Source organism: Endozoicomonas elysicola, from assembly GCF_000710775.1.
GTDB lineage: Bacteria > Pseudomonadota > Gammaproteobacteria > Pseudomonadales > Endozoicomonadaceae > Endozoicomonas > Endozoicomonas elysicola.
Genome location: NZ_JOJP01000001.1, coordinates 749,824 through 770,971 on the forward strand (window position 1 = coordinate 749,824; position 21,148 = coordinate 770,971).

Consider the following 21,148-nt stretch of genomic DNA (forward strand, 5'->3'; position numbering starts at 1 on the left):
TGACGGCTTCTATTAGTAAATTAATTACCAGTCAGCTACTGGCAGGTAGTGAGAAGGATAATACGACAGACAGGCTTTAAGAGACAGTTTTAGAGGTCTGGTTCTGGGGCTGGGCCAGGTTGTGAGCCTGGCTATAGAGATTGCATGATTTTCTTGATCAGAGGCACATGCCGTCGGCTGATAGAAAGGGGCTCAGGCACCTGTTTAAGGTGAATGAAACAATGGCCTTTATCATCCCGGGAAAGGCTTTCAATGGCATCACGACGCACCAGCGCATTCCTGTGGATTCGGACAAAATGCTGGCTGTGATCCTCTTCAAGTGATTTGAGAGGGTCATCAATAAGGACTTCACCATGGCGATGGTGAACGGTCACATATTTATTATCTGCCATGAAGTACAGTACATCATTGAGAGGAACCAGCTCTATTCCGCGCAGGGTTTTGGCTGCAATATGCCCCTGCTCTTTGTTTTCTGGCAGATGGTCATTCAGCCAGGCCAGTTGCAGACGGTTCAGTTTACTGGCACGTTGCAGGGACAGGTTCAGGTCTTCCTGCCGAATAGGTTTCATCAGGTAGCCGACTGCTTGAGCATCAAATGCTTCCAGGGCGTGATTGTCATAAGCAGTACAGAAGATGACTGCAGGCGGTTTTTCCATTGAACTGATATGCTTAGCGGCTTCCAAACCGCCCATGACCGGCATGCGAATGTCCATCAGGACAATGTCCGGGTGATACTGACTACAAAGATCAATGGCATCCCGTCCATTGCTGGCTTCATGCTCAAGGACCATAAAGTTATCAATCCGGCCGATCAGATATCGCAGCCTTTCCCGAGCCAGTGGCTCGTCATCAACGATCAGTACATTCATTGTTCCAGTCGTCTGTTCCTGTCAGTAAATTATCGATTGTGTTGTCCCATCGACAGGGATATTGCACCCGTGCAATAAACCATTTGGTGTCGGATTGTTCTTTTATATCCGTGGTCAGACTGGCTTTGCTTCCATAAAGCATCTCCAGTCGTGAACGGATGTTGTTGAGAGCAATCTGATTGCCTTTTGAAATGGTCTCTGTATATGGCATCGGATTTTCTACAGAAATCTGAACCATTTGATCATTAACTTCGATGTTGATGTTGATGCAGCCACCTTCCTCTAATGGCTGGATCCCATGGTATACGGCGTTTTCTACCAATGGTTGTATGGTGAAGGGCGGAATGGTCATTCTTTGTGGAAGCTCGCAGATTCTCCAATCGACCTGCAGGCGATCTCCAAGCCTTTGCTGTTCGATTCGAAGATAGCTTTTACTGATCTGTATTTCTTTGTGAATGGGAACCACCGCGCTTTGGTCCTGGTGGCCGGGGTTTTGCAGGCTGGCTCTGAACAGGTCGGAGAGGTCTTCCACTGCTTGTTCTGCTTTTTCAGGGTTAATCTGAATCAGGCTGGCAATGATGTTCATGCTGTTGAATAAAAAGTGAGGTCGGATATTTGCCTGCAAAGAGTCCAGACGCGCATTGTGAATAACCTGCTGTTGTATATCGACTTCGTACTGAATGTAGAAATAGCGAAGCAGCATGGCGGATATGATCAGTGCGGCCAGCAGGTTGCGGTTCACCTGCTGCCAGTCTGGTATGAAATGAATTGGGGCCAGCAGGGTCTGGGCAAGCAATGTCAACATCAGGGTAATGATTTGAACACCCAGTAGGGAAATCATCACGGACTGCCATGTAGGGAGTTTTTTCAGAAGTGGTCTGGCCAGATAGAGGAATGCGCTACTGGATAGAACAATCCACTGAACGAAGAGCGACAGCATAGCCAGCCGTGTCCAGCTGAAGGCAATATCGCCGGGCAGAGCTAGAATTTGAACCAGTACAAACAGTTCGGAAATTAGCACCAGCATAAAGACGGACTGACCCGAGCTCAAATCGGGTAGGAAAAAGTCATCTTTGTGGTGTCGGGTGTGGATCATAGTTTTTTGGGGCACTCGCTCTTCCATGTATTTTATGGAAATACATACTTTTGTATCTGCAGGCTCTAAGGCTTTTAGAAAAGCTTTCATCAGTGTTATCGGAAGCGGGACTATTCTCTTGTCTTGGAGTCAGGCTTCGTTGAACGGATTTGATGTAGAACCACTCCTGTACTAATTCATCTCGTTGAATGTGGCTTTATGAACCACTGAGTTTGGAACCCTATGTCAACAGAGCCTATCCCTGAGCGATGCAATCGGGTCGCTACACCGATATAATGCCTCCGCTCTCAATGCTCCAATGACGGATTGGCGTTGATTGTACGTTCGTCTTTAAAAAATGAGAACCGGGTGGGGAAGAGATCGATGTCGGCAAGCGATTCAACAGAGAAGGGTGAAAAGAGCAGTAACCAGCAATGGGGGGGGCGCTTCAGTGAAGGCGTTGATGCCTTTGTTGCCCGTTTTACAGCTTCCATTGATTTTGACCGACGCCTGTATCTCCATGACATTCAGGGGTCCGTGGCGCATGCTCAGATGCTGCATCAGGCAGGCATTCTGAGCGAAGACGAACTGAATGCCATTATCTCTGGGCTGGAAGGTATTCTTGAGGATATTGAGCAGGGTCGTATCGACTGGTCCATTGAGCTTGAAGATATCCATATGAATATCGAGGCTCGCTTAACGGATCGAATTGGCGCTGCAGGCAAAAAGCTTCATACCGGGCGCTCCCGAAATGATCAGGTGGCGACAGATATTCGCCTTTGGCTGCGAGATGAAATTGATGCTATTTCCGAAGAGCTAAAGCGATTACAGGAAGGCCTGTTGGATGTTGCCGAGCGTGAATCAGACACTATCATGCCCGGTTTTACCCATCTTCAGACAGCACAGCCTGTGACATTCGGTCATCACCTGATGGCCTGGTACGAGATGTTGGTGCGTGACTATGAGCGTCTTCAGGATTGCCGTAAGCGTGTCAATATCAGCCCTCTGGGGGCTGCAGCACTGGCAGGAACCACCTACCCTATCGATCGGGAGTTCACGGCTTCTGCCCTCGGGTTTGAACGCCCTTCCCGTAACTCTCTGGACTCTGTCAGTGATCGGGATTTTGCCATTGAGTTCTGTGCTGCCGGCGCTCTTATCATGACTCACCTGTCACGCATGTCCGAAGAATTAGTGCTCTGGACTTCCGCTCAGTTTAACTTCATTGACCTTCCAGATCGTTTCTGTACAGGCTCATCTATCATGCCTCAGAAGAAAAATCCGGATGTGCCTGAGCTGGTAAGGGGTAAAACAGGCCGTGTGAATGGTCACCTGGTTTCACTGCTGACCCTGATGAAGTCTCAGCCAATGGCTTATAACAAGGATAACCAGGAAGACAAGGAACCACTGTTTGATACGGTGGATACCCTCAAGGATTGTCTGCGAGCCTTTGCCGATATGGTGCCGCATGTTCAGGCTCGGAAAGAAAACATGCTGGAGGCTGCTCGCAGAGGTTTCAGTACCGCCACAGACTTGGCCGACTACCTGGTTCGCCAGGGAATGCCTTTCAGAAATGCCCACGAAGTGGTGGGTAAGGCTGTGGCCTTCGGCATTCAAGAGGGGCGGGATCTGTCAGAGATGACGCTGGTCGAGCTTCAGGTCTTCTCTGACACTATTAAACAGGATGTGTTCGATGTTCTGACTCTGGAAGGCTCCGTAAGCGCCAGAAATCATCTGGGAGGTACGGCACCGGAGCAAGTCAGACAAGCTGTTTTGAATGCCCGTAATACACTGTAAATGTTTGCAGAAATCGTGAGCTTTGGGGAATCAAAGCTCACCTTCTATTATCAGAAATATCTTTTGGGCTGTTTGTAATTCCATGAGTTTGTTATTACATCAGATCGTGCTGCGGCAGGCTGAGCGTGTCCCTTCCTCGAGGGCTATCGGTTGCAAAGACCAATGGTTCGATTACCAGACTGTTTCCCGCCAGGTTCGATCGGTTGCGGCCGGACTGCAGAAGTTGGGTTTGATTCAGCATGAGCGGGTTGCTATCTATCTGCCAAAAATTCCGGAAGCCGTGTTCAGCTTCTTTGGGGCTACGGCGGCAGGTGGTGTCATGGTGCCTGTTAACCCGGTACTGAAGGCTCCGCAGGTTTTCCACATACTCAAGGACTGCAATGTCAGAGTACTGATTACCAACAAAGCCCGCTACCAGCAGCTCGAAGCAGAAATTCATCAGTGTCATGACCTTATCCACATCATTCTGGTTGATGGCGATTTTGTCGATGCTGATCCTGTGAATAACAGTCCTCTTGATAGCGCTTTTGTTAAAAGCCGGGCAGCCAATACCCTGAATTGGGCGAACTTTCTCCAGCCTTATGCCTGGTGGCAGCCGATAGCGTCCATTGATGCCGATATGGCGGCTATTCTTTACACTTCTGGCAGTACAGGAAAGCCCAAAGGCGTCGTTCTCTCCCATCGAAATATGGTGACTGGGGCCAGCAGTGTTGCCGAGTATCTGGGGAATACACCAGAAGACCGTCTTTTGTGTGTTCTGCCATTTAGCTTTGACTATGGTTTCAGCCAGTTAACAACCGCATTTCTCGTAGGGGCCAGTTGTTATCTGCTGGAATACCTGCTGCCAAGGGATGTCATTAAAACGGTCGAGAAGCAGCAGATCACCGGGCTTGGCCTGGTTCCTCCACTCTGGGTTCAGATTGCTGATCTGCCCTGGCCAGAAGGGGCTGGTGACAGTCTGCGTTACTTCACTAATACCGGTGGAGCAATGCCAACAGCTACGCTGGCTGTGCTACGAAAGCGTTTTCGTTATGCCAAGCCGTATCTGATGTATGGTTTAACCGAGGCATTCCGTTCCTGCTTTCTTCCTCCCGAACAGGTCGACTTGAGAGCCGGGTCTATGGGGAAAGCCATTCCCAATGCTGATGTTATGGTAATTAATGAACTGGGTGAAATCTGTGGGCCCCATGAGCCCGGTGAGCTTGTTCATCGAGGAGCTTTGGTCAGCATGGGATACTGGAATGATTCCGAGCGGACCGCTGAACGCTTTAGGCCTGCCCCCTGCGCTATCCCAGAAATTCCCAATAAGGAGCTGGCTGTTTGGTCGGGTGATATCGTGCGCAAAGATGACGAAGGTTATCTTTATTTTGTGGGTCGTCGCGACGATATGATCAAAACATCAGGTTATCGTGTCAGCCCCACGGAAGTGGAAGAGGTGGTCTACTCATCCGGGCTGGTTGCAGAAGTGGCTGCTATTGGTGTCCCTCACTCTCGATTGGGGCAGGCCATTGTACTGGTGGTAGTGAGCAGTGACAGCAGTGAGATTGATGAACCATCACTGGTCCGCCATTGTCAGCAATGCCTGCCTGCCTATATGGTGCCTATGCGCGTTATTCAGCAACCAGCTCTTTCCAGAAATCCTAATGGCAAAATTGATCGCAAGCCATTACTGGAAGAATACAGGAGGCTTTTTCAGGATGCGTGTCAGGAGGCAGCTGTCTTGTGAAAGGCCCTGTGAAAGAGAATATGAGTAAAGGACATCATCGGCTGGAGGCCCTCCAGTCCAGAAACAATCAATTGCTGATTGCCGGGCATACCGCTTCTGAACTGGTTAATATTGCAGGCTCTTCGCCTTGTTACATCTACGACCGGCAGGCTCTGACACAAAGAGTTGCTCAGTTCCGACAGCAGATGCCAGCAGAGTTGAAGCTTCATTACGCGATAAAAGCCAATCCAATGCCTGCAGTCGTGGGTCATGTGGCGCAGTGTGTTGATGGACTGGATGTTGCTTCCCACCGAGAAATGCTGGTTGCTCTGGGTGCGGGTATGGATGCTGTCAATATCAGTTTTGCTGGGCCGGCAAAGGGCGAGCATGAGCTTAGAGCCGCCGTTGCTGCGGGTATTACCATCAATATTGAGTCTCCCCTTGAGCTACAAAGGCTGTACCTTTGTCATCAGGAAATGGGGATTCGCCCCCGCATAGCATTTCGTGTGAACCCTGACTTTGAATTAAAGACCTCCGGGATGAAAATGGCTGGTGGTCCCAAACAGTTTGGTATAGATGCTGAACAAATACCGTCTATTTTGTCGGAACTTGATTTGGATAAACTGGACTTTCAAGGGTTTCATATTTTCTCTGGATCGCAAAATCTCAAGGCAGAGTCTCTGATTGAGTGCCATCAGCAAACCTTTGAGCTGGCCGCAAGGCTGGCTGATCAGGTTTCTGCCCCGGTAAAGCATATAAATATCGGTGGAGGCTTGGGAATTCCCTATTTCCCCGGAGAACAGACGCTGGGGATCGATGGTATTGCAGAAAACCTGCAATATCTTCTGGATCATCGACCAGAGTCTCTCAAGTCATCAGAGATTGTGATGGAGCTTGGGCGCTGGCTGGTAGGTGAGGCGGGTTATTATATTTGTCAGGTGACGGATAAAAAGGAATCCCGTGGGCAGATGTACCTGATGACCAACGGGGGACTGCATCACCACTTGTCAAACTCAGGTAATTTTGGTCAGGTCATTCGTAAAAACTACCCGGTTGTTCTAGCTCACTGCCTCGAACATGAAGAAAGGGAGGTTGTTGAGGTGGTTGGGCCGCTCTGCACCCCTCTAGATATTGTTGGGGCAAAACTGGCATTGCCAAAAGCTGAGGTAGGGGACTTTATTGTGGTTTTGCAGTCAGGAGCCTATGGCGCAACAGCAAGTCCGCAGAAGTTTCTTGGGCATCCCGAAGTAGTGGAGTTACTCATTTAAACAGAAGAAAGCCAAGCCAGAATATTCTGGCCTGGCAAAAATGACTAAGGCAGTCAGGCTTCTGCTTTAGCAGACCCTATGTACGAAAGAACTGAGCCAACGGTTTCGAATAATTCTGCATCCAGATCATCATCATTCACAGCAATACCAAACGTTTCCTCCATTGCGGTAATCAGTCCTACCACTGCCATCGAGTCGAACTCTGGCAGGGCGCCCAGCAGCTCAGTATTTTCATTGAACTCGCTGACATCCAGCTTGAGAAGATCGGCCAAAATGGCGTTCAGTTGTTCCAGCTTGGTCATTTATCATCCCGAGAGGTAATACCAATTATTTTTCAACCCCCTCCCTAATTGTGCATGGTTAGCGAACCATGCTCATAACAGGGGTTGAGAATTAGATTGGTGAAAAATCGGCAACTTTAGGCATTTTCTAGCCATGGCGCAACTGTGGCCATCTGCAGACTGAAAGCGGAAACTTCTATTGAACAGCTTCATTGTTGTGAACTGCCTGCAGCTGCGTTATTTTTGGTTCCAGAGCCTGCCAAACGAAAGTGGGCGTCATAGGGGCAAAAATCTCGGGGTCTGTTACCGGAAAATCACCGGTTGGACATTGCTCGAGCGTCAGGTGTTTCTGGCCAGTTCCATATGCTCCCACCTTGACGGGGCTGGTGGGGCCATAGAGCGAGACGGCTGGAATTTCCAGTGCAGCGGTTAAATGTCCGAGGCCGGTATCAACAGCGACGGCAGCCTGAGCCTCGCAGATTACTCCTGCAACTTCAGCCAGCGATAGTTTGGGTAGCACTATAGCCTGACTACTTGCACTGGCAATGCGCTCCGCTCTTGCCTTCTCGTTGTTATTACCCCAGGGCAGTACAACATGAAAGCCTGCCTGATTAACGTGTTGTGCCAGTTCGCACCAGTAGTTTTCTGGCCAGTGCTTGGTTGGCCAGGTGGTGCCATGGATAAAAACCACATAAGGCTTCTTATTCACTAGATTTTTGGGAAACTTGTCTTTGTTGAGCAGGAATTGTCCCGGTGTTTTAGGTAGAACGTAGGCTAGGGAATTGGCAAAGAGTTGGCGGACTCGCTCAACGGCATGCTGCTCCAAGGCAACCGGCTGAGGAAATTGATAAAAGCGGCTGGCAATCGGTTCACGGGCAGAGTGCTTATCCAGACCAAATCGAGGACCGTTAGCCTTTCCTGTCAGAAAAGCGCTTTTTAACAACCCTTGTGCATCAATAACTGCATCGTAATTACTGGCACCAATGCGCTTTTTAAATTGCTGCCACTCGCCGGATCTCCAAGTCTGAATCAAGGACTTGCGCCAGCGCCGAACAGCTACCGGAATGACTTGATCGACAGCGGGGTGCCAGCCTGGAATCTCAGAAAAGCTCTCTTCCACTACCCAGTCGAAACGAATACTCGGAATCGTAGCGGTTGCATCGGTCAGTGCTGGCAGGGTGTGGATAACATCCCCCATGGAGGATGTTTTTACCACCAATACATGCTTTGGTTGAGTCAATGAGAGTCACTCCCTTTTTCTACCAGCTTCATTTCAGGATGCTTTTTAGTGTGCTCTTTATGATGGGCAGTCAGGTGAGCAATGGCTGCCAGAACCATTTCTGGAGACAGTTGCTTCATACAGTTCATGTGTCCAAGAGGGCACTCCCGCTGAAAGCATGGACTGCAATCCAGTTTCATTGACAGCGTTTCACTGTTTTTGTTCATGGGCGGCGTATGGTCAGCGGTGGTTGACCCGTAGACAGCAACCAGTGGACGATTTAATGCTGCAGCTATATGCATCAGCCCAGAGTCATTGCTGACGACCGCATTGGCGTAAGAAAGTAGATCAATTGCATCCGCAAGAGAGGTTTCACCCGCCATGTTATGGCAGTGATGTTGTAAAGAGTCAGGCAGGCAATTCTTAATTTCCGTTGTTACCGCCTTATCTTTGGCCGAACCAAACAGCCACACCTGCCAGCCTTGTTCAGAGAGGGAGCGGGCAACTTCTGCATAATAACCTGAAGGCCATTGTTTGGATGGGCCGAACTCTGCGCCGGGACAGAGTGCCAGAATAGGCATATCTGTGTGCATGTTATAGTGGCGGAGTACGTTATTAACCGTATTGTCGTTGACCTGAAGTGCCGGGATTGGCAAAGGCTCTGGCAGTGTGCTTCCTTCCGGGTAGGCCAAGGCGACAAATCGCTCCACCATTAGAGGGTATTTGCTTTTATCAAGCTTGCGAATGTCATTGAGCAGGCCGTAGCGCATCTCTCCACGCCAGCCAATGCGGTGTTTGATGCCAGCCCAGAATGGAACCAGGGCCGATTTGAACGAGTTGGGTAGCGCAATGGAATGGGTATAGCCTTCCTCTCTCAGGCTCTTGCCGAGCTGGTAGCGGGCTTTCAGTCCAAGTTTGCCGTGCCCAAGCGGCATATCAATGCCCCTGCGAACCTCTGGCATGCGCTCTATGATGGGTAGACTCCAGGCTGGAGCAAGTACATCAATAATAGCATCTGGGTGTTGTTGTTTTATGGCAATAAATAGCGGTTGTGCCATTACCATGTCCCCCACCCATGAGGGACCGACGATCAGATATTTCATCCCGTCAGGAATTCCTTATGTTGAATGGGGAGGAATTATAAGCGGTGTTTGGAATATGTAAAAAGTAAGAGACGGTTTTAGTGTATTACCGCGAAAGGCTTCACCCTCTGGAACCAGGGTGAAGCCTTATACTCGTCGCCTTTGACGTTGCTACTTTGTTGGCTGCATTCGCTCACTGGAGCGCCAGCCCAGCTCAGTCATCTAGTTTATCTAAGCTCCTGGGACTTCGTTCACTTGCCACCGCGTAGCAACTCAAAATCCTTTAAATTTGGATCTTTTGAATTTTAAGTAGTTAAGCTTCAGGAATTGCCTTCAGGGTAGCAACCAGTAAATCCCAGAATTTGGCAACACTCTGGATGTGTACCTTCTCATCCGGAGAATGTGGGAAGCGAATGGTTGGGCCAAAGGAGATCATATCCCACTCTGGGTACTTGCTGCCCAGCAGACCACACTCCAGACCGGCATGAACCACTTTTACGCCAGGTGCCTGAGCATACAGCTCAGCATAAACCCGTTTCATAATGGCCAAAATCTGGGAGTCTGGGTCTGGCTTCCAGCCCGGGTAACTGTCGGAGAAGATGACTTCAGCATCCAGCATTCTGAACAGGCCAGCTACCGCATCACTCAGGGCATCATTACAGCTGCCTACCAGACTTCTTGGCAGGATATGGGCTTTGACCTTACCTTCATTGATGGTCAGAACACCCATGTTCAAAGAGGTTTCTACCACGCCTTCAATGGAGTCACTCATTCTCTGAGCGCCATTTGGACAGGCATTCACCGCGGCTACCCACTTGCTCTGATCTTGAAGTGACATCAGCTCAGCAGCAGGCGCTGCATTACTCAGAGTCAGTGTCAGGTTTGGTTCCACAACAGACAATTCTGCAGTCAGCTCATTGCTGCACTGGTCAATAATGTTGTCACAAGCGATCTGTGATGCCTCAGGTATGGCAATCACAGCAGAAGCTTCGCGGGGGATGGCATTGGCCAGGGAACCACCGGTCAGGCTGGCGATACGAACGCCCTCTGCTTCCAGTCGGTGCAGGGCTCTAATCAGCAGCTTGATTGCATTGCCTCTGCCCAGATGAATATCGCATCCGGAATGACCGCCTTTGAGTCCTGAAATAGCCAGAGTTTTAAAGACAAAGTTGTCCACAGGTGTTTCTGTGGCGTACTCTCCGTTTACTTCAATACGGGTACCACCTGCGCAGCCAATGTAGAGTTCACCTTCGTCTTCAGTATCCAGATTCAGAAGGATTTTTCCATCTAAAACACCTGGCTGAAGCCCTTGGGCACCAATCATTCCGGTCTCTTCGGTGGCGGTAAACAGTGCTTCAATAGGACCGTGATGCAGGTCTTTGGCTGCCAGCACAGCAAGGGCTGCTGCCATGCCAATACCATTGTCAGCACCCAGGGTCGTTCCTTCAGCAGTGACCCAGTCTCCATCAATATAGGCTTTAATGGGGTCTGTCGGAAAATCATGAACGGTGTCGTTGTTTTTCTGAGGCACCATATCCATGTGTCCCTGAAAGATAACGCCAACGCGGTTTTCCATGCCAGGAGTCGCATGCTTTCGAATGATGACGTTGCCTACCGCATCGGACTGCCACTCCAGGTCATGCTCTTTGGCGAAACCAATCAGGTGCTCACGAATCTGTTCTTCATGAAAGGAAGGATGAGGAATATCACATATGGCCGAAAAGTGCTGCCATAGCGCGTGAGGCTGCAGTTCATGGATAGCGCTCATTTAAGACTCCAGTGCTAATTATGTTGACTGCTGTATCGGATTTTTTATTCGCAGTAGCCGTATAGTGGGGATGTTGGACACAAACATCAATGAGGGGTTTCTACTTTATTGCTATGGGTAGTGTAAAACAGCCGTCAATCTGAAAGATGAAAAAACGCTCTATGAAGAAGAACGGAGTGAAAGAGTAAGACGACGTTGATCTTTTAGAAACTTCTGGCGGGATAACTTATTTCTCCTATTCTTGTGTTCGAGATATAAGTCAATGTCAGGGTTTATTTGTCATGCAAGCTCACAATGTTTTTATGAAGCTGAAAGCGGCTCAATGGTTTGCTGTTGCCTTGTTTGCGACATCTGTACTTATGGTTGAGGCTGCGTATACAGGACCGGGTTCTAATGTCGGAAGTACAACAGTGTCTGCTATTTTAAAGCAGCCTCAGGATGATATGAGAGTGGTTCTGAAAGGTAAACTTGTCAGAAAAGTAAAGCATGAAACCTATATGTTCAGTGATGGAACCGGTGAAATTCTGGCGGATATTGATGATAAAGATTTTCCAGCTCAGCCTGTTGATGCCAAAACTAAAGTAGAAATTATGGGTGAGGTGGATGTTGACCGGAGGTCTGGCGTTGAAATTGACGTAAAGTCGCTTCGAATTATCGGCCAGTAAAGGATGCTCAAAAGTATCTGGCTAACTGCAAGGTGCTTGTTGAAACAGTTAGCCAGTGTCTTTTAAATCAGCAGATGTTTAACCACTCAGGGTTTTCCTGGCGTTTACCTCGCACCTGATCAAAGTACATGGACTGTAGCTTTTCAGTGATGGGTCCACGTTTTCCAGAACCGATCTTGCGTCCATCGTGTTCACAGATAGGCATTACTTCCGCGGCGGTTCCCGTAAAGAATGCTTCTTCAGCGATATAAACTTCATCACGGGTAATACGTTTCTCCCGAACTTCCAGTCCAAGCTCCCGGGCAAACTGAATGATGGTATCCCGGGTAATACCTTCCAGGCAGGAAGTCAGCTCAGGTGTGTAGAGAACACCACCTTTGACTATAAAGATATTCTCACCACTGCCTTCTGCGACATAGCCTTCATTATCCAGTAGCAGCGCTTCTTCACAGCCACTGTCCAAAGCTTCCCGCAGGGCCAGCATGGAGTTCATGTAATTACCATTGGCTTTGGCTTTGCACATGGTGATATTTACATGATGTCGTGTATAAGAAGAGGTACGAATCTTTATGCCTTGTTCCAGAGCTTCTGGTGACATGTAAGAGGGCCAGTTCCAGGCGGCGACCATGGTATGTACCTGAAGACCTTCCGCTCTTAATCCCATACCTTCGGAACCCAGGAAACACATGGGGCGCAGGTAAGCTTCATCAAGGCCATTCTCGCGAACGACAAGTTTTTGGGCTTCGTTCAGTTCTTCCTTACTGTAGGGGATTTCCATTCTCAGGATATGGGCACTGCGAAACAGGCGGTCAGTGTGTTCCTTCAGGCGGAAAATGGCAGGCCCCTTCGGAGTGCTATAGGCTCTGACTCCTTCAAAAACCCCCATGCCGTAGTGCAATGTGTGGGTCAGTACATGGGTTTTGGCTTCGCGCCAGGGAATCAGTTCTCCATCTAACCAGATTACGCCATCACGATCGGCGAAAGACATCGGGAAACTCCAGCTTTAAATTGTTTTATGGTTTGTTCTTTTGGGGATGGTGTTCCGTCTCTTATTCGTGGACACCACCCAAGACCCTGTGGTTGCCTTCAGCCGTCATCACTGAAAGCTATGTCATGTTCAAATGGGCCTGATTTTATGAATCAATATCCCTTGCCAGGGTGTGGCATGAGATGAGGTGTTTGATTCAGGAGGCTGTCATCTATCATCGTTACCCCGAAGAACATGGTGATAATACCCTCGGGTGACATCAGTCAGCATCCGTTTGTAACAGAGTTCTGACAAGACGCTATTGGATCATAAATCGCGCTTAATGCCAAAGCTGAGTTTAGCTGGGATATGTCAACAAGCCTAACGCCTTCATACCATCAGCTTTCTTATTAAACGTCCATGCATCCCCGCCAGACACCAATAACATTCTGACGCAAACTCTCTGCAATAGCTTCGCCGGCTATCGGGTCTTCATTCTGCAGCGCTTTTTGATGGATGCTGAGTCGGAATGTTTTGTAGGCTTCCCTGAGTTGATGAGCATTCTCATGAGTCAACAAACCTACGGTTTCAAGCTCTTCGGATATCCTGACGTTATCGGTCCATTTCAACAGTGACGGGTGCTGAGATGAGTACCTGAGAACAGCAAACTGCATCAGGAACTCAATATCAACGATGCCACCCGGGTCATGTTTTAAGTGGAACGCTTCGCCATTCTTTACTGAAGAGGGGGTTGGCTTGGTGCCGAGGTGTTCTCTCATTTTCTGACGCATGTCCACAACATCATCACGCAGCTTTTCAACGTCTCGTTTCTGGCTGAGAATTTCTGATCTCAGATCATCAAACATACTGGCAAGCGCCTGATCACCAGCGATAACCCTGGCTCTTACCAGAGCCTGATGTTCCCAAGTCCAGGCTTCTTCTTTCTGGTACTTCTCGAAATAGGAAAAGGAGTTTACCAGTAATCCTTTTGAGCCGGATGGGCGCAGTCTCATGTCTGCATCGTACAGAATACCGGATGGTGTTTGTGTCGTCAGAATATGGATGATTCTCTGCCCCAGGCGGGTGTAGAACGTCGTGCTGTCAATGGCCCTTGGGCCATTGGTCTCTTTATTGGTACCACCGCTATGAATGAACACCAGGTCAAGATCGGAGCCTGGGCCAAGCTCAATGCCACCAAGCTTGCCATAGCCGACGATAATAAAACCGGGATCGCATAGATGACCATCAGCATCCTGAGGCATTCCATGTTTTTCGGTCAGGTTTCGCCATGCGATGGCCAGGACGGTGTCAAGAATCACCTCTGCAATCCAAGTTAGGTAGTCGCTTTCTTTCATTAGGGGAAGCGTGCCGGAAACCTGAGCCGCCGTTACCCGCAGAACGTGAGCCATTTTGAAGTGGCGGAGCACTTCCATCTGGCTTTCAAGGTCATCTTCAGGAATATGGGCGAGTTGCTGTCGCAACTCATTGGCCAGAGCCTCTTTTTCAGGTGGGTTATAGAGGTCTCCAAGGTTAAGGAATTCATCCAGAAGCGCTGGAAAACGAGCAATCTGTTCAGCAATCCATGGGCTGGCAATGCACAACTTACCAAGATGTTCCAAAGCAGCCGGGTTCTCGATCAACAAGACCAGATAAGCGGTTCGGCGCAGGACTGCTTCGATCAGTGGCAGAATACGCAACAAAAAGGTATCAGGCTCTGAGGACTGTGCGGCAACTCTCAGGAGCAAGGGGATAAACTTATCCAGCCGGTCACGGCTCTGCCGGCGTACTCGAGTGATGGCCTTCCCATCTCTCAGGGAGATGAGTCGTTTCCGGGAGGCTTCAATATCCTTGAAGCCCTCCTGTGCCATCAGTTGCTGTTCTTCTTCCTCGCTGAGCTGGTCAAGCCAGAGGGCTTCCCATTGGTCGCTATGAGACTCTTTGGTATTTGTAGTTTCAGGGTCGGCAATAACCGCGTCGAAGTGGGTAGTGACATGCCGACGATGTTCCTCTAGTGTGTTGAGCAATTCGGACCAGTCTTTTTGTCCCATACTGAAGGCTACTCGTGCCTGAGCCTCCGAGTTTTTCGGTAGATCCTGAGTCTGTCGATCAGCAATGGCCTGAATGGCATGTTCAAGGTTACGAAGGAAGATGTAAGCTGCTTTCAACTCACTGGCTTCATCAGTAGAAAAATAGTGTTTGCTCAGCAGAGTTGAAAGCACACTCAGCAGGTTTCTTTCCTGTAGGCTGCGGTCGCGTCCCCCGTGGATTAACTGGAAAGACTGAATGATGAACTCAATCTCGCGAATACCGCCTGGCCCAAGCTTGATGTTACTCTCCATGCCTTTTCGTTTTACTTCCCTCCGGATCAGCTGCTTCATTTCACGCAGGGCGCTGATGGAACCAAAATCAATATAGCGGCGATAAACAAAAGGGCGCAGCTGGCTGAGCAGTAGCTGGCCCGCAAGGATATTGCCGGCAACCACCCTGGCCTTGAGCATGGCGTAACGTTCCCAGTCCCGCCCCTGGTCTTGGTAATACTGTTCCATTGCGGCAAAACTCATGGCCAGGGCTCCGCTGGAGCCATAAGGTCTCAGTCGCATATCAACCCGGAACACAAAACCATCGGCACTTTGGCAGTCGAGAACCTTGATCAGGCGTTGGCCAAGACGAATAAAAAATTCCTGGTTAGTAATGACCTTCTTGCAGCCACGGGTTTCCCCCTGGCAGGGATAGGTGAACATCAGGTCGATGTCTGAAGAGAGGTTCAGGTCTTTGGCGCCGAGTTTGCCCATACCCAGCACGACCATTTTCTGGGGAACCGGTTCTTCGCCCGGTATATTGGTGCCATAGGGTGTTCCCATGGTCTGGCAGCAGTCCTGGTAAAGCCAGTTGAGCGCGCTATCTATGCAGGCATCAGCCAGGGCAGACATCTCCGCTGTAGTTTCCTGCATGCTGACCCGACGATTCAGATCGAGCCAGATAATTCGGAGCATTTCCCGGTTACGGTAAAGCCGGAGAGCCTTGATCAGATCCTGCTCATTTTCGACAACATCAAGTGCCTTCTGTAAACGTCCAGGGTGGGTTTGGGCGAACTCAGGGAGTTTGTCATGGTTTTCCAGAAGACTGGCAAGCCACTCAGGGTAGCGAATGCACTGCTGTGCAGCAAAGTCACTGCCTGCCCAGCAATGGATCAGCTCATCCATAACCTCAGGGCTTAGTTGATCGTTCTTGTCAGAATAAAGGCTGTCAGGAAGAGTAAATGACGGGTTGTTATCAATAAACTGCTGCCAGTGAGCACTGACAACGTTTTGGATCTCTTCAGGGATCGTTTCAGGTAACCCGGAGGCAGTTAATTGTTGACTGAATTGCGCCTTGAGTGACTCCATAAACCCGCTCTCTTCTGGTTGCTGGAGCTATTTTATGGGAACTCAATATTTATGGGCAATGAAGTCTTTAGATTTTCTTATTTTTTGAAAATATCTTGCTGTTGCAACCAAAACACAGCTGCGCCAGTATCGAAATACTTTGACACACAGCGTGTGACCATAAGGTCAACAAGTTCAAATGCTTTACCTTCAAGGGTTTGTTCACAAAACTCTGCCTCTATTCCGTCGGGGAATATTTCTCTGGCTTTACATGCACTAAGAAAATTTTGAAATGTATTTTCATTTACCAGATAAGTTGCAATACGTTGTCTGTTTGTTTTTAAACACTCTTTTAGTGATGCATCTGAATGGTCTGGAAATTCATCAGGAAATTCAATAAGTTCCGTTTTTTGAGTTGCCTGAACTTTGGGCTCTGTCTGGCTAGTATCCTCAACTAGCCTCAGCTTAGGTTCTGCACCCTGCTGTTTTGTATTTAGTTCTGAGATAACCCACTCTAATATACTTTTTTGGTTAGATCGTGTTGCATACTCCCCTAACTCATCAGTTAGCAATGAAAGCACTTTATCACGGGTTTTGATTTTTGCATTTTGTTCAGTCTCATTTTGTGGTGCGCAATAGTTTACTTGTGGTGTCTGAGTTGAAGCATGTATGGTGTTTGACATGTCTGAATGACTTTTTTAAATGGTAAAAACATATTGTGTAGATATCTTTGCTAAATTTTAGTTTTAAATAAATTTTGCATAATTTTTCGACTTTTTATCTAAATAATCTTTAATTAAGTTCTGGTATTTTTGAGTATAACTTGAGATTTTGCTGTGTTAATCGGATTTTTGAGATTATTGTCGGTGCTCCCATTTTTTCTTCTTTACTTAATGTCCTCTATGGTGAGTGCTGCATTACTCTATATTTTCAGATATCGAAAAGACGTTGTTCGAAATAATATCCGCCAGGCATTCCCAGGAAAAAATGAAAAGGAAGTGTTATTTTTGACAAGGGCGTTTTATCAATATTTGGCAGATCTCTCGGTCGAAATAATCAAGGCTAGAGCAATGAGTGCTGTAGACTTTAAAAACAGGTGTGCAGTTATTGGCGGAGATAAACTCATACGTGAAACTGAAAGAGAGAGAAACCCTGTCATCGTTCTAACCATCCACCAGGGAAATTGGGAATGGATGCTCCATGCCGTTTCACAACACCTTGGAGTGCCTATTGACCCGGTTTACAAGCCTTTGCACCACAAAGGATGGGATCAGTTTATCCATGAGATTCGTAGCCGCTTTAATTCCCGTCCCATTCCAATGAAGCAGGCTGGGCGGGACATTCTCAAGCGCAAAAATGGTTTTCGGCTTTTCGTTATGCTGGCGGATCAGACTCCGGTAGAAGGAGAGCGCGGTTACTGGGTCTCTTATCTCAATAAAGAAGCGCCTTTTTATCTGGGAGCGGAAAAAATTGCTTATCTAACCCAGTATCCCGTCTTTTTCGCCCAGTGTCGACGTTTGAAGCGTGGTTATTATGAGCTTGAGTTCAAAGAGCTGGCTGTGCCTCCTTACGAGAATACTCGCGATAAAAATAATCATCAGATTATTGATGCTTATGTCAGAGCCGCGGAAGAAGCGATCTATGAACAACCAGAGACTTTTCTTTGGAGCCATCGGCGCTGGAAGCGGCATCGTGATAATGACACTCTAAGCGAAAAAGTCTGATATTAATTTTTGTCAGAGGCTTTCGGCTGCGAATTGCCAGTTCTTGATCGAAATCAATTTTTCTGACTACTGGGAAGGATTGCAGCACATTTTTAGGCCGCTAGACTGTCCGCTTGACAGCTTGTGTGCTGGGTTGTTTCGCTTTGTTGCTCAACACGAGAAGTTTCTCCTGAAAAATCAATACTATTTGTAAAAAAACTACACGTAAGTACTGGTACTCATTGCGGGAATTGCTTATCTTGTAGTTATATTACATTTGATTAATATCAATTTTTTTTTAAGCTTGGACTGTTAGACGAAATTTGTGCGTTACGCTTAGTGTTTCAGGTGATCAACCAATAACATAAGCGAACATTAAATTTGGTATGGCAGTCTGATACGTCAAACAGGTGTAAGGGTTGGCAGCATCGCTCTTGCTGAACAGAATAATTGGGTAAAAGACTCATCTGTTGAAGCTGGCAAGAGGCGTGGACATTACTTTCTGTGTGGAGTCTGTTCAATCCATTCCGACCATTTAGTCCGGAAACTCTGATCCAGGTACCGGGAAGGAATCGTATTCCTGCCCGGGCTTTGTTTCATCTGCGCCTGACCTGGGAGTTTGGCTTAGAATATATTGCCTTGCAATCATGGCAGTCTATTCTCAGTCAGATCCCCAGCTCTATCGATCTCGGAGCCGATTTGTATGCATGATATCGACCCTATAGAAACCCGGGAATGGCTGGAAGCACTGGATTCCGTACTGGAACAGGAAGGAGAGGACCGTGCGCATTTTCTGCTGACCCGTCTTTCACAGCACGCTCGTGCCCAGGGTACTCAGCTGCCTTATGCGATTACCACGCCGTATCGCAACACGATTCCACCGGAAAAAGAAGCCCGGATGCCAGGCGACCTGTTCATGGAACGTCGCATACGTTCTCTGGTTCGCTGGAACGCGCTGGCTATGGTTATGCGTGCCAACAAGAAAGACAGCAGTCTGGGTGGCCATATCTCCTCCTTCGCTTCCAGTGCTACTTTGTATGACATCGGCTATAACTACTTTTTCCACGGTCATGAAAGCGATCGTGAAGGTGACCTCGTTTACTATCAGGGACACGTGGCGCCTGGCATTTATTCCCGTGCTTTTCTGGAAGGTCGTCTGAACGAAAACCAGCTGGATAACTTCCGTCAGGAGGTGGATGGCAATGGTCTTTCTTCCTACCCTCACCCCAAGCTGATGCCTGACTTCTGGCAGTTTCCAACAGTTTCCATGGGGCTTGGTCCTCTGCAGGCGATCTATCAGGCTCACTTTATGAAGTACCTGATTAACCGCGGTATGTCTCCAGACCAGAACCGTAAGGTCTGGGCATTCCTGGGTGATGGCGAAATGGATGAGCCAGAATCTCTGGGTGCTATCTCGCTGGCCGGACGTGAAAAACTGGATAACCTGGTCTTCGTGGTTAACTGTAACCTGCAGCGCCTGGATGGTCCGGTGCGTGGTAACGGTAAGATTATTCAGGAGCTGGAAGGCGTCTTCCGTGGCGCTGGCTGGAACGTTATCAAGGTTGTCTGGGGCCGCCACTGGGACCCTCTGCTGGCTCAGGATAAGCATGGCAAGCTGCAGGAGGTGATGGATAAAGCCGTTGATGGTGATTACCAGAACTGTAAAGCGAAAGGTGGTGGTTGGACCCGCGAACACTTCTTTGGTCGTGACCCTGAAGCTCTGAAGCTCGTTGAAAACCTGTCCGATGATGATATCTGGCGTCTGAACCGTGGTGGTCATGACCCTTATAAAGTCTTTGCTGCCTATCATGAAGCGGTTAACCATAACGGCCAGCCTACCGTCATTCTTGCCAAGACGGTTAAAGGATACGGTACCGGTGCCACCGGTGAAGCGGCCAACGTTAGCCATAACGTTAAGAAGCTGCCTATTGATGACCTGAAACATTTCCGTGACCGTTTCGATCTGCCCATCAAAGACGAAGATATTGAAACACTGCCTTACTTCAAGCCAGACGCTGACAGCCCTGAAATGAAGTACATGCGCAAGCGCCGTGAGAAGCTGGGCGGTTTTATTCCTCAGCGTCGTCGTGAAACCGACATTAAGCTGGAAATTCCGGCACTGAGTGCTTTTGAAGCGGTGACTAAAGGCAGTGGTGAGCGTGAAATCTCCACTACCATGGCTTATGTCCGCATTCTGGGTGCTCTTGCGAAAGACAAGAGCCTTGGCAAGCACATCGTACCGATCATTCCTGATGAAGCACGTACTTTTGGTATGGAAGGTATGTTCCGTCAGTTGGGTATTTACTCTGCAGAAGGCCAGAACTATGAGCCGGTAGACTCCGATCAGGTCATGTTCTACAAGGAATCCAAGCAGGGCCAGATTCTGGAAGCAGGTATTAATGAAGCCGGTGCTCATGCTGCGTGGATTGCTGCTGCAACCTCATACAGCAACAACAACGTACCTATGATTCCGTTCTATGCTTTCTACTCCATGTTCGGCTTCCAGCGTACTGGTGACCTGGCATGGGCTGCAGGCGATATTCAGGCTCGAGGATTCCTGATTGGTGCTACCGCTGGTCGTACGACCCTGAACGGTGAAGGTTTGCAGCATCAGGATGGTCATAGCCATATTCTGGCGTCTACTGTGCCAAACTGTATCAGTTATGATCCAACTTACGGCTATGAAATGGCTGTGGTCATTCAGAATGGTCTGCAGCGTATGTACGGTGACGGTGAGAACGTCTGGTACTACATCACCGCCATGAATGAGAACTATCGTCAGCCTGCGCTGCCAGAAGGTCCTGAAGTTATCGAGGGTATTATCAAGGGTCTATATAACCTTGAAGAAAATTCCCGTAATCAGGGGCTCAAGGTTCAGTTAATGGGATGTGGTACTATCCTTGAAGAGGTTCGTGCTGCAGCGGGCATTCTGCGTGACGAGTTCAATGTAGAGTCGGATATCTGGAGTGCAACCAGCTTTAACGAACTGGCTCGAGATGGTCAGGATGCCAAGCGCTTTAACATGCTGAACCCTGAAGCTGAAGCCAGAGTAAGCTGGGTTGAGAAACAGCTGGCAGGTCGCAAGGGTCCGGTTATTGCTGCTTCTGACTACATGAGTCTGTACGCTAACCAGATTCGCGAGTTTGTTTCTGGAACCTTTGTTGCCCTGGGTACTGACGGTTTTGGTCGCTCTGACACCCGTGAGCAGCTACGTCGCTTCTTTGAAGTTGATCGTTACTTCATCGTCGTTGCTGCCCTGTACGCACTGGTTCGTGATGGAGAGCTGGAGGCTTCTGTCGTCAGTCAGGCCATCAAGAAGTTTGATATTGATCCAACCAGAGCTAACCCTCTGTATTGCTGAATCTGGAACTTTAGAGAAGGTATGAG

15 protein-coding genes are annotated in these 21,148 nt (G+C 48.7%); 6 read left to right on the top strand and 9 right to left on the bottom strand.

The window, feature by feature from the left end:
- Positions 1-131: 131 nt before the first annotated feature.
- Together GV64_RS03170 and GV64_RS03175 are read right to left on the bottom strand one after the other, a co-directional pair.
- Positions 132-869 carry a LytR/AlgR family response regulator transcription factor gene (locus tag GV64_RS03170; RefSeq protein WP_020584610.1) on the bottom strand — a complete coding sequence of 246 codons (738 nt, stop codon included), beginning with the start codon at positions 867-869 and terminating at the stop codon, positions 132-134.
- On the bottom strand, positions 850-1,980 hold the full coding sequence (locus GV64_RS03175; protein WP_201772460.1) for a sensor histidine kinase: 1,131 nt from the start codon (positions 1,978-1,980) through the stop codon (positions 850-852). The genes GV64_RS03170 and GV64_RS03175 overlap by 20 nt, the downstream gene beginning before the upstream one ends.
- Before the next feature lie 348 nt (positions 1,981-2,328).
- Here GV64_RS03175 and argH point away from each other — a divergent pair, with 348 nt between their 5' ends.
- The 3 genes from argH (at position 2,329) to GV64_RS03190 (ending at position 6,711) form a co-directional block, all read left to right on the top strand.
- Positions 2,329-3,738, top strand: a complete 1,410-nt coding sequence (argH, locus tag GV64_RS03180; protein ID WP_020584608.1) for an argininosuccinate lyase — start codon at positions 2,329-2,331, stop codon at positions 3,736-3,738.
- An 82-nt stretch (positions 3,739-3,820) separates the two neighbouring features.
- A complete protein-coding gene (locus tag GV64_RS03185) occupies positions 3,821-5,464 on the top strand; it encodes an acyl-CoA ligase (AMP-forming), exosortase A system-associated (RefSeq protein ID WP_020584607.1) in 1,644 nt (547 codons plus the stop codon).
- A gap of 20 nt (positions 5,465-5,484) precedes the next feature.
- Positions 5,485-6,711 carry a pyridoxal-dependent decarboxylase, exosortase A system-associated gene (locus GV64_RS03190; RefSeq protein ID WP_051087859.1) on the top strand — a complete coding sequence of 409 codons (1,227 nt, stop codon included), beginning with the start codon at positions 5,485-5,487 and terminating at the stop codon, positions 6,709-6,711.
- A gap of 53 nt (positions 6,712-6,764) precedes the next feature.
- Here GV64_RS03190 and GV64_RS03195 read toward each other — a convergent pair whose 3' ends face one another.
- The 4 genes from GV64_RS03195 to GV64_RS03210 all read right to left on the bottom strand — a co-directional run bounded on the left by GV64_RS03195 (position 6,765) and on the right by GV64_RS03210 (position 11,061).
- A complete protein-coding gene (locus GV64_RS03195; RefSeq protein ID WP_020584605.1) occupies positions 6,765-7,013 on the bottom strand; it encodes an acyl carrier protein in 249 nt (82 codons plus the stop codon).
- 175 nt (positions 7,014-7,188) lie between these two features.
- Complete coding sequence (waaC, locus tag GV64_RS03200) at positions 7,189-8,232, bottom strand: lipopolysaccharide heptosyltransferase I (protein ID WP_020584604.1); 1,044 nt, start codon at positions 8,230-8,232, stop codon at positions 7,189-7,191.
- Positions 8,229-9,314: a lipopolysaccharide heptosyltransferase II gene (gene waaF, locus GV64_RS03205; RefSeq protein ID WP_034843979.1), complete on the bottom strand. Its 1,086-nt coding sequence runs from the start codon at positions 9,312-9,314 to the stop codon at positions 8,229-8,231. Before waaF ends, waaC begins: the two co-directional genes overlap by 4 nt.
- A gap of 292 nt (positions 9,315-9,606) precedes the next feature.
- Positions 9,607-11,061 carry an aminoacyl-histidine dipeptidase gene (locus GV64_RS03210; RefSeq protein ID WP_020584602.1) on the bottom strand — a complete coding sequence of 485 codons (1,455 nt, stop codon included), beginning with the start codon at positions 11,059-11,061 and terminating at the stop codon, positions 9,607-9,609.
- Positions 11,062-11,342: 281 nt separating this feature from the next.
- Between GV64_RS03210 and GV64_RS03215 the strand changes: the two genes are divergently transcribed.
- Positions 11,343-11,726, top strand: a complete 384-nt coding sequence (locus GV64_RS03215) for a NirD/YgiW/YdeI family stress tolerance protein (protein ID WP_020584601.1) — start codon at positions 11,343-11,345, stop codon at positions 11,724-11,726.
- A 67-nt stretch (positions 11,727-11,793) separates the two neighbouring features.
- On the opposite strand, the gene GV64_RS03220 is transcribed toward GV64_RS03215, so the two are convergent.
- The 3 genes from GV64_RS03220 to GV64_RS03230 form a co-directional block, all read right to left on the bottom strand.
- Positions 11,794-12,714 carry a branched-chain amino acid transaminase gene (locus GV64_RS03220; protein WP_034843980.1) on the bottom strand — a complete coding sequence of 307 codons (921 nt, stop codon included), beginning with the start codon at positions 12,712-12,714 and terminating at the stop codon, positions 11,794-11,796.
- A gap of 389 nt (positions 12,715-13,103) precedes the next feature.
- Positions 13,104-16,079: a bifunctional [glutamate--ammonia ligase]-adenylyl-L-tyrosine phosphorylase/[glutamate--ammonia-ligase] adenylyltransferase gene (glnE, locus tag GV64_RS03225; protein WP_020584599.1), complete on the bottom strand. Its 2,976-nt coding sequence runs from the start codon at positions 16,077-16,079 to the stop codon at positions 13,104-13,106.
- A gap of 77 nt (positions 16,080-16,156) precedes the next feature.
- Complete coding sequence (locus GV64_RS03230; protein WP_020584598.1) at positions 16,157-16,741, bottom strand: hypothetical protein; 585 nt, start codon at positions 16,739-16,741, stop codon at positions 16,157-16,159.
- A 153-nt stretch (positions 16,742-16,894) separates the two neighbouring features.
- Here GV64_RS03230 and GV64_RS03235 point away from each other — a divergent pair, with 153 nt between their 5' ends.
- Both GV64_RS03235 and aceE read left to right on the top strand, forming a co-directional pair.
- On the top strand, positions 16,895-17,782 hold the full coding sequence (locus GV64_RS03235; RefSeq protein WP_026258575.1) for a lysophospholipid acyltransferase family protein: 888 nt from the start codon (positions 16,895-16,897) through the stop codon (positions 17,780-17,782).
- 682 nt (positions 17,783-18,464) lie between these two features.
- On the top strand, positions 18,465-21,122 hold the full coding sequence (gene aceE / locus GV64_RS03245) for a pyruvate dehydrogenase (acetyl-transferring), homodimeric type (protein ID WP_034843982.1): 2,658 nt from the start codon (positions 18,465-18,467) through the stop codon (positions 21,120-21,122).
- Positions 21,123-21,148: the final 26 nt, after the last annotated feature.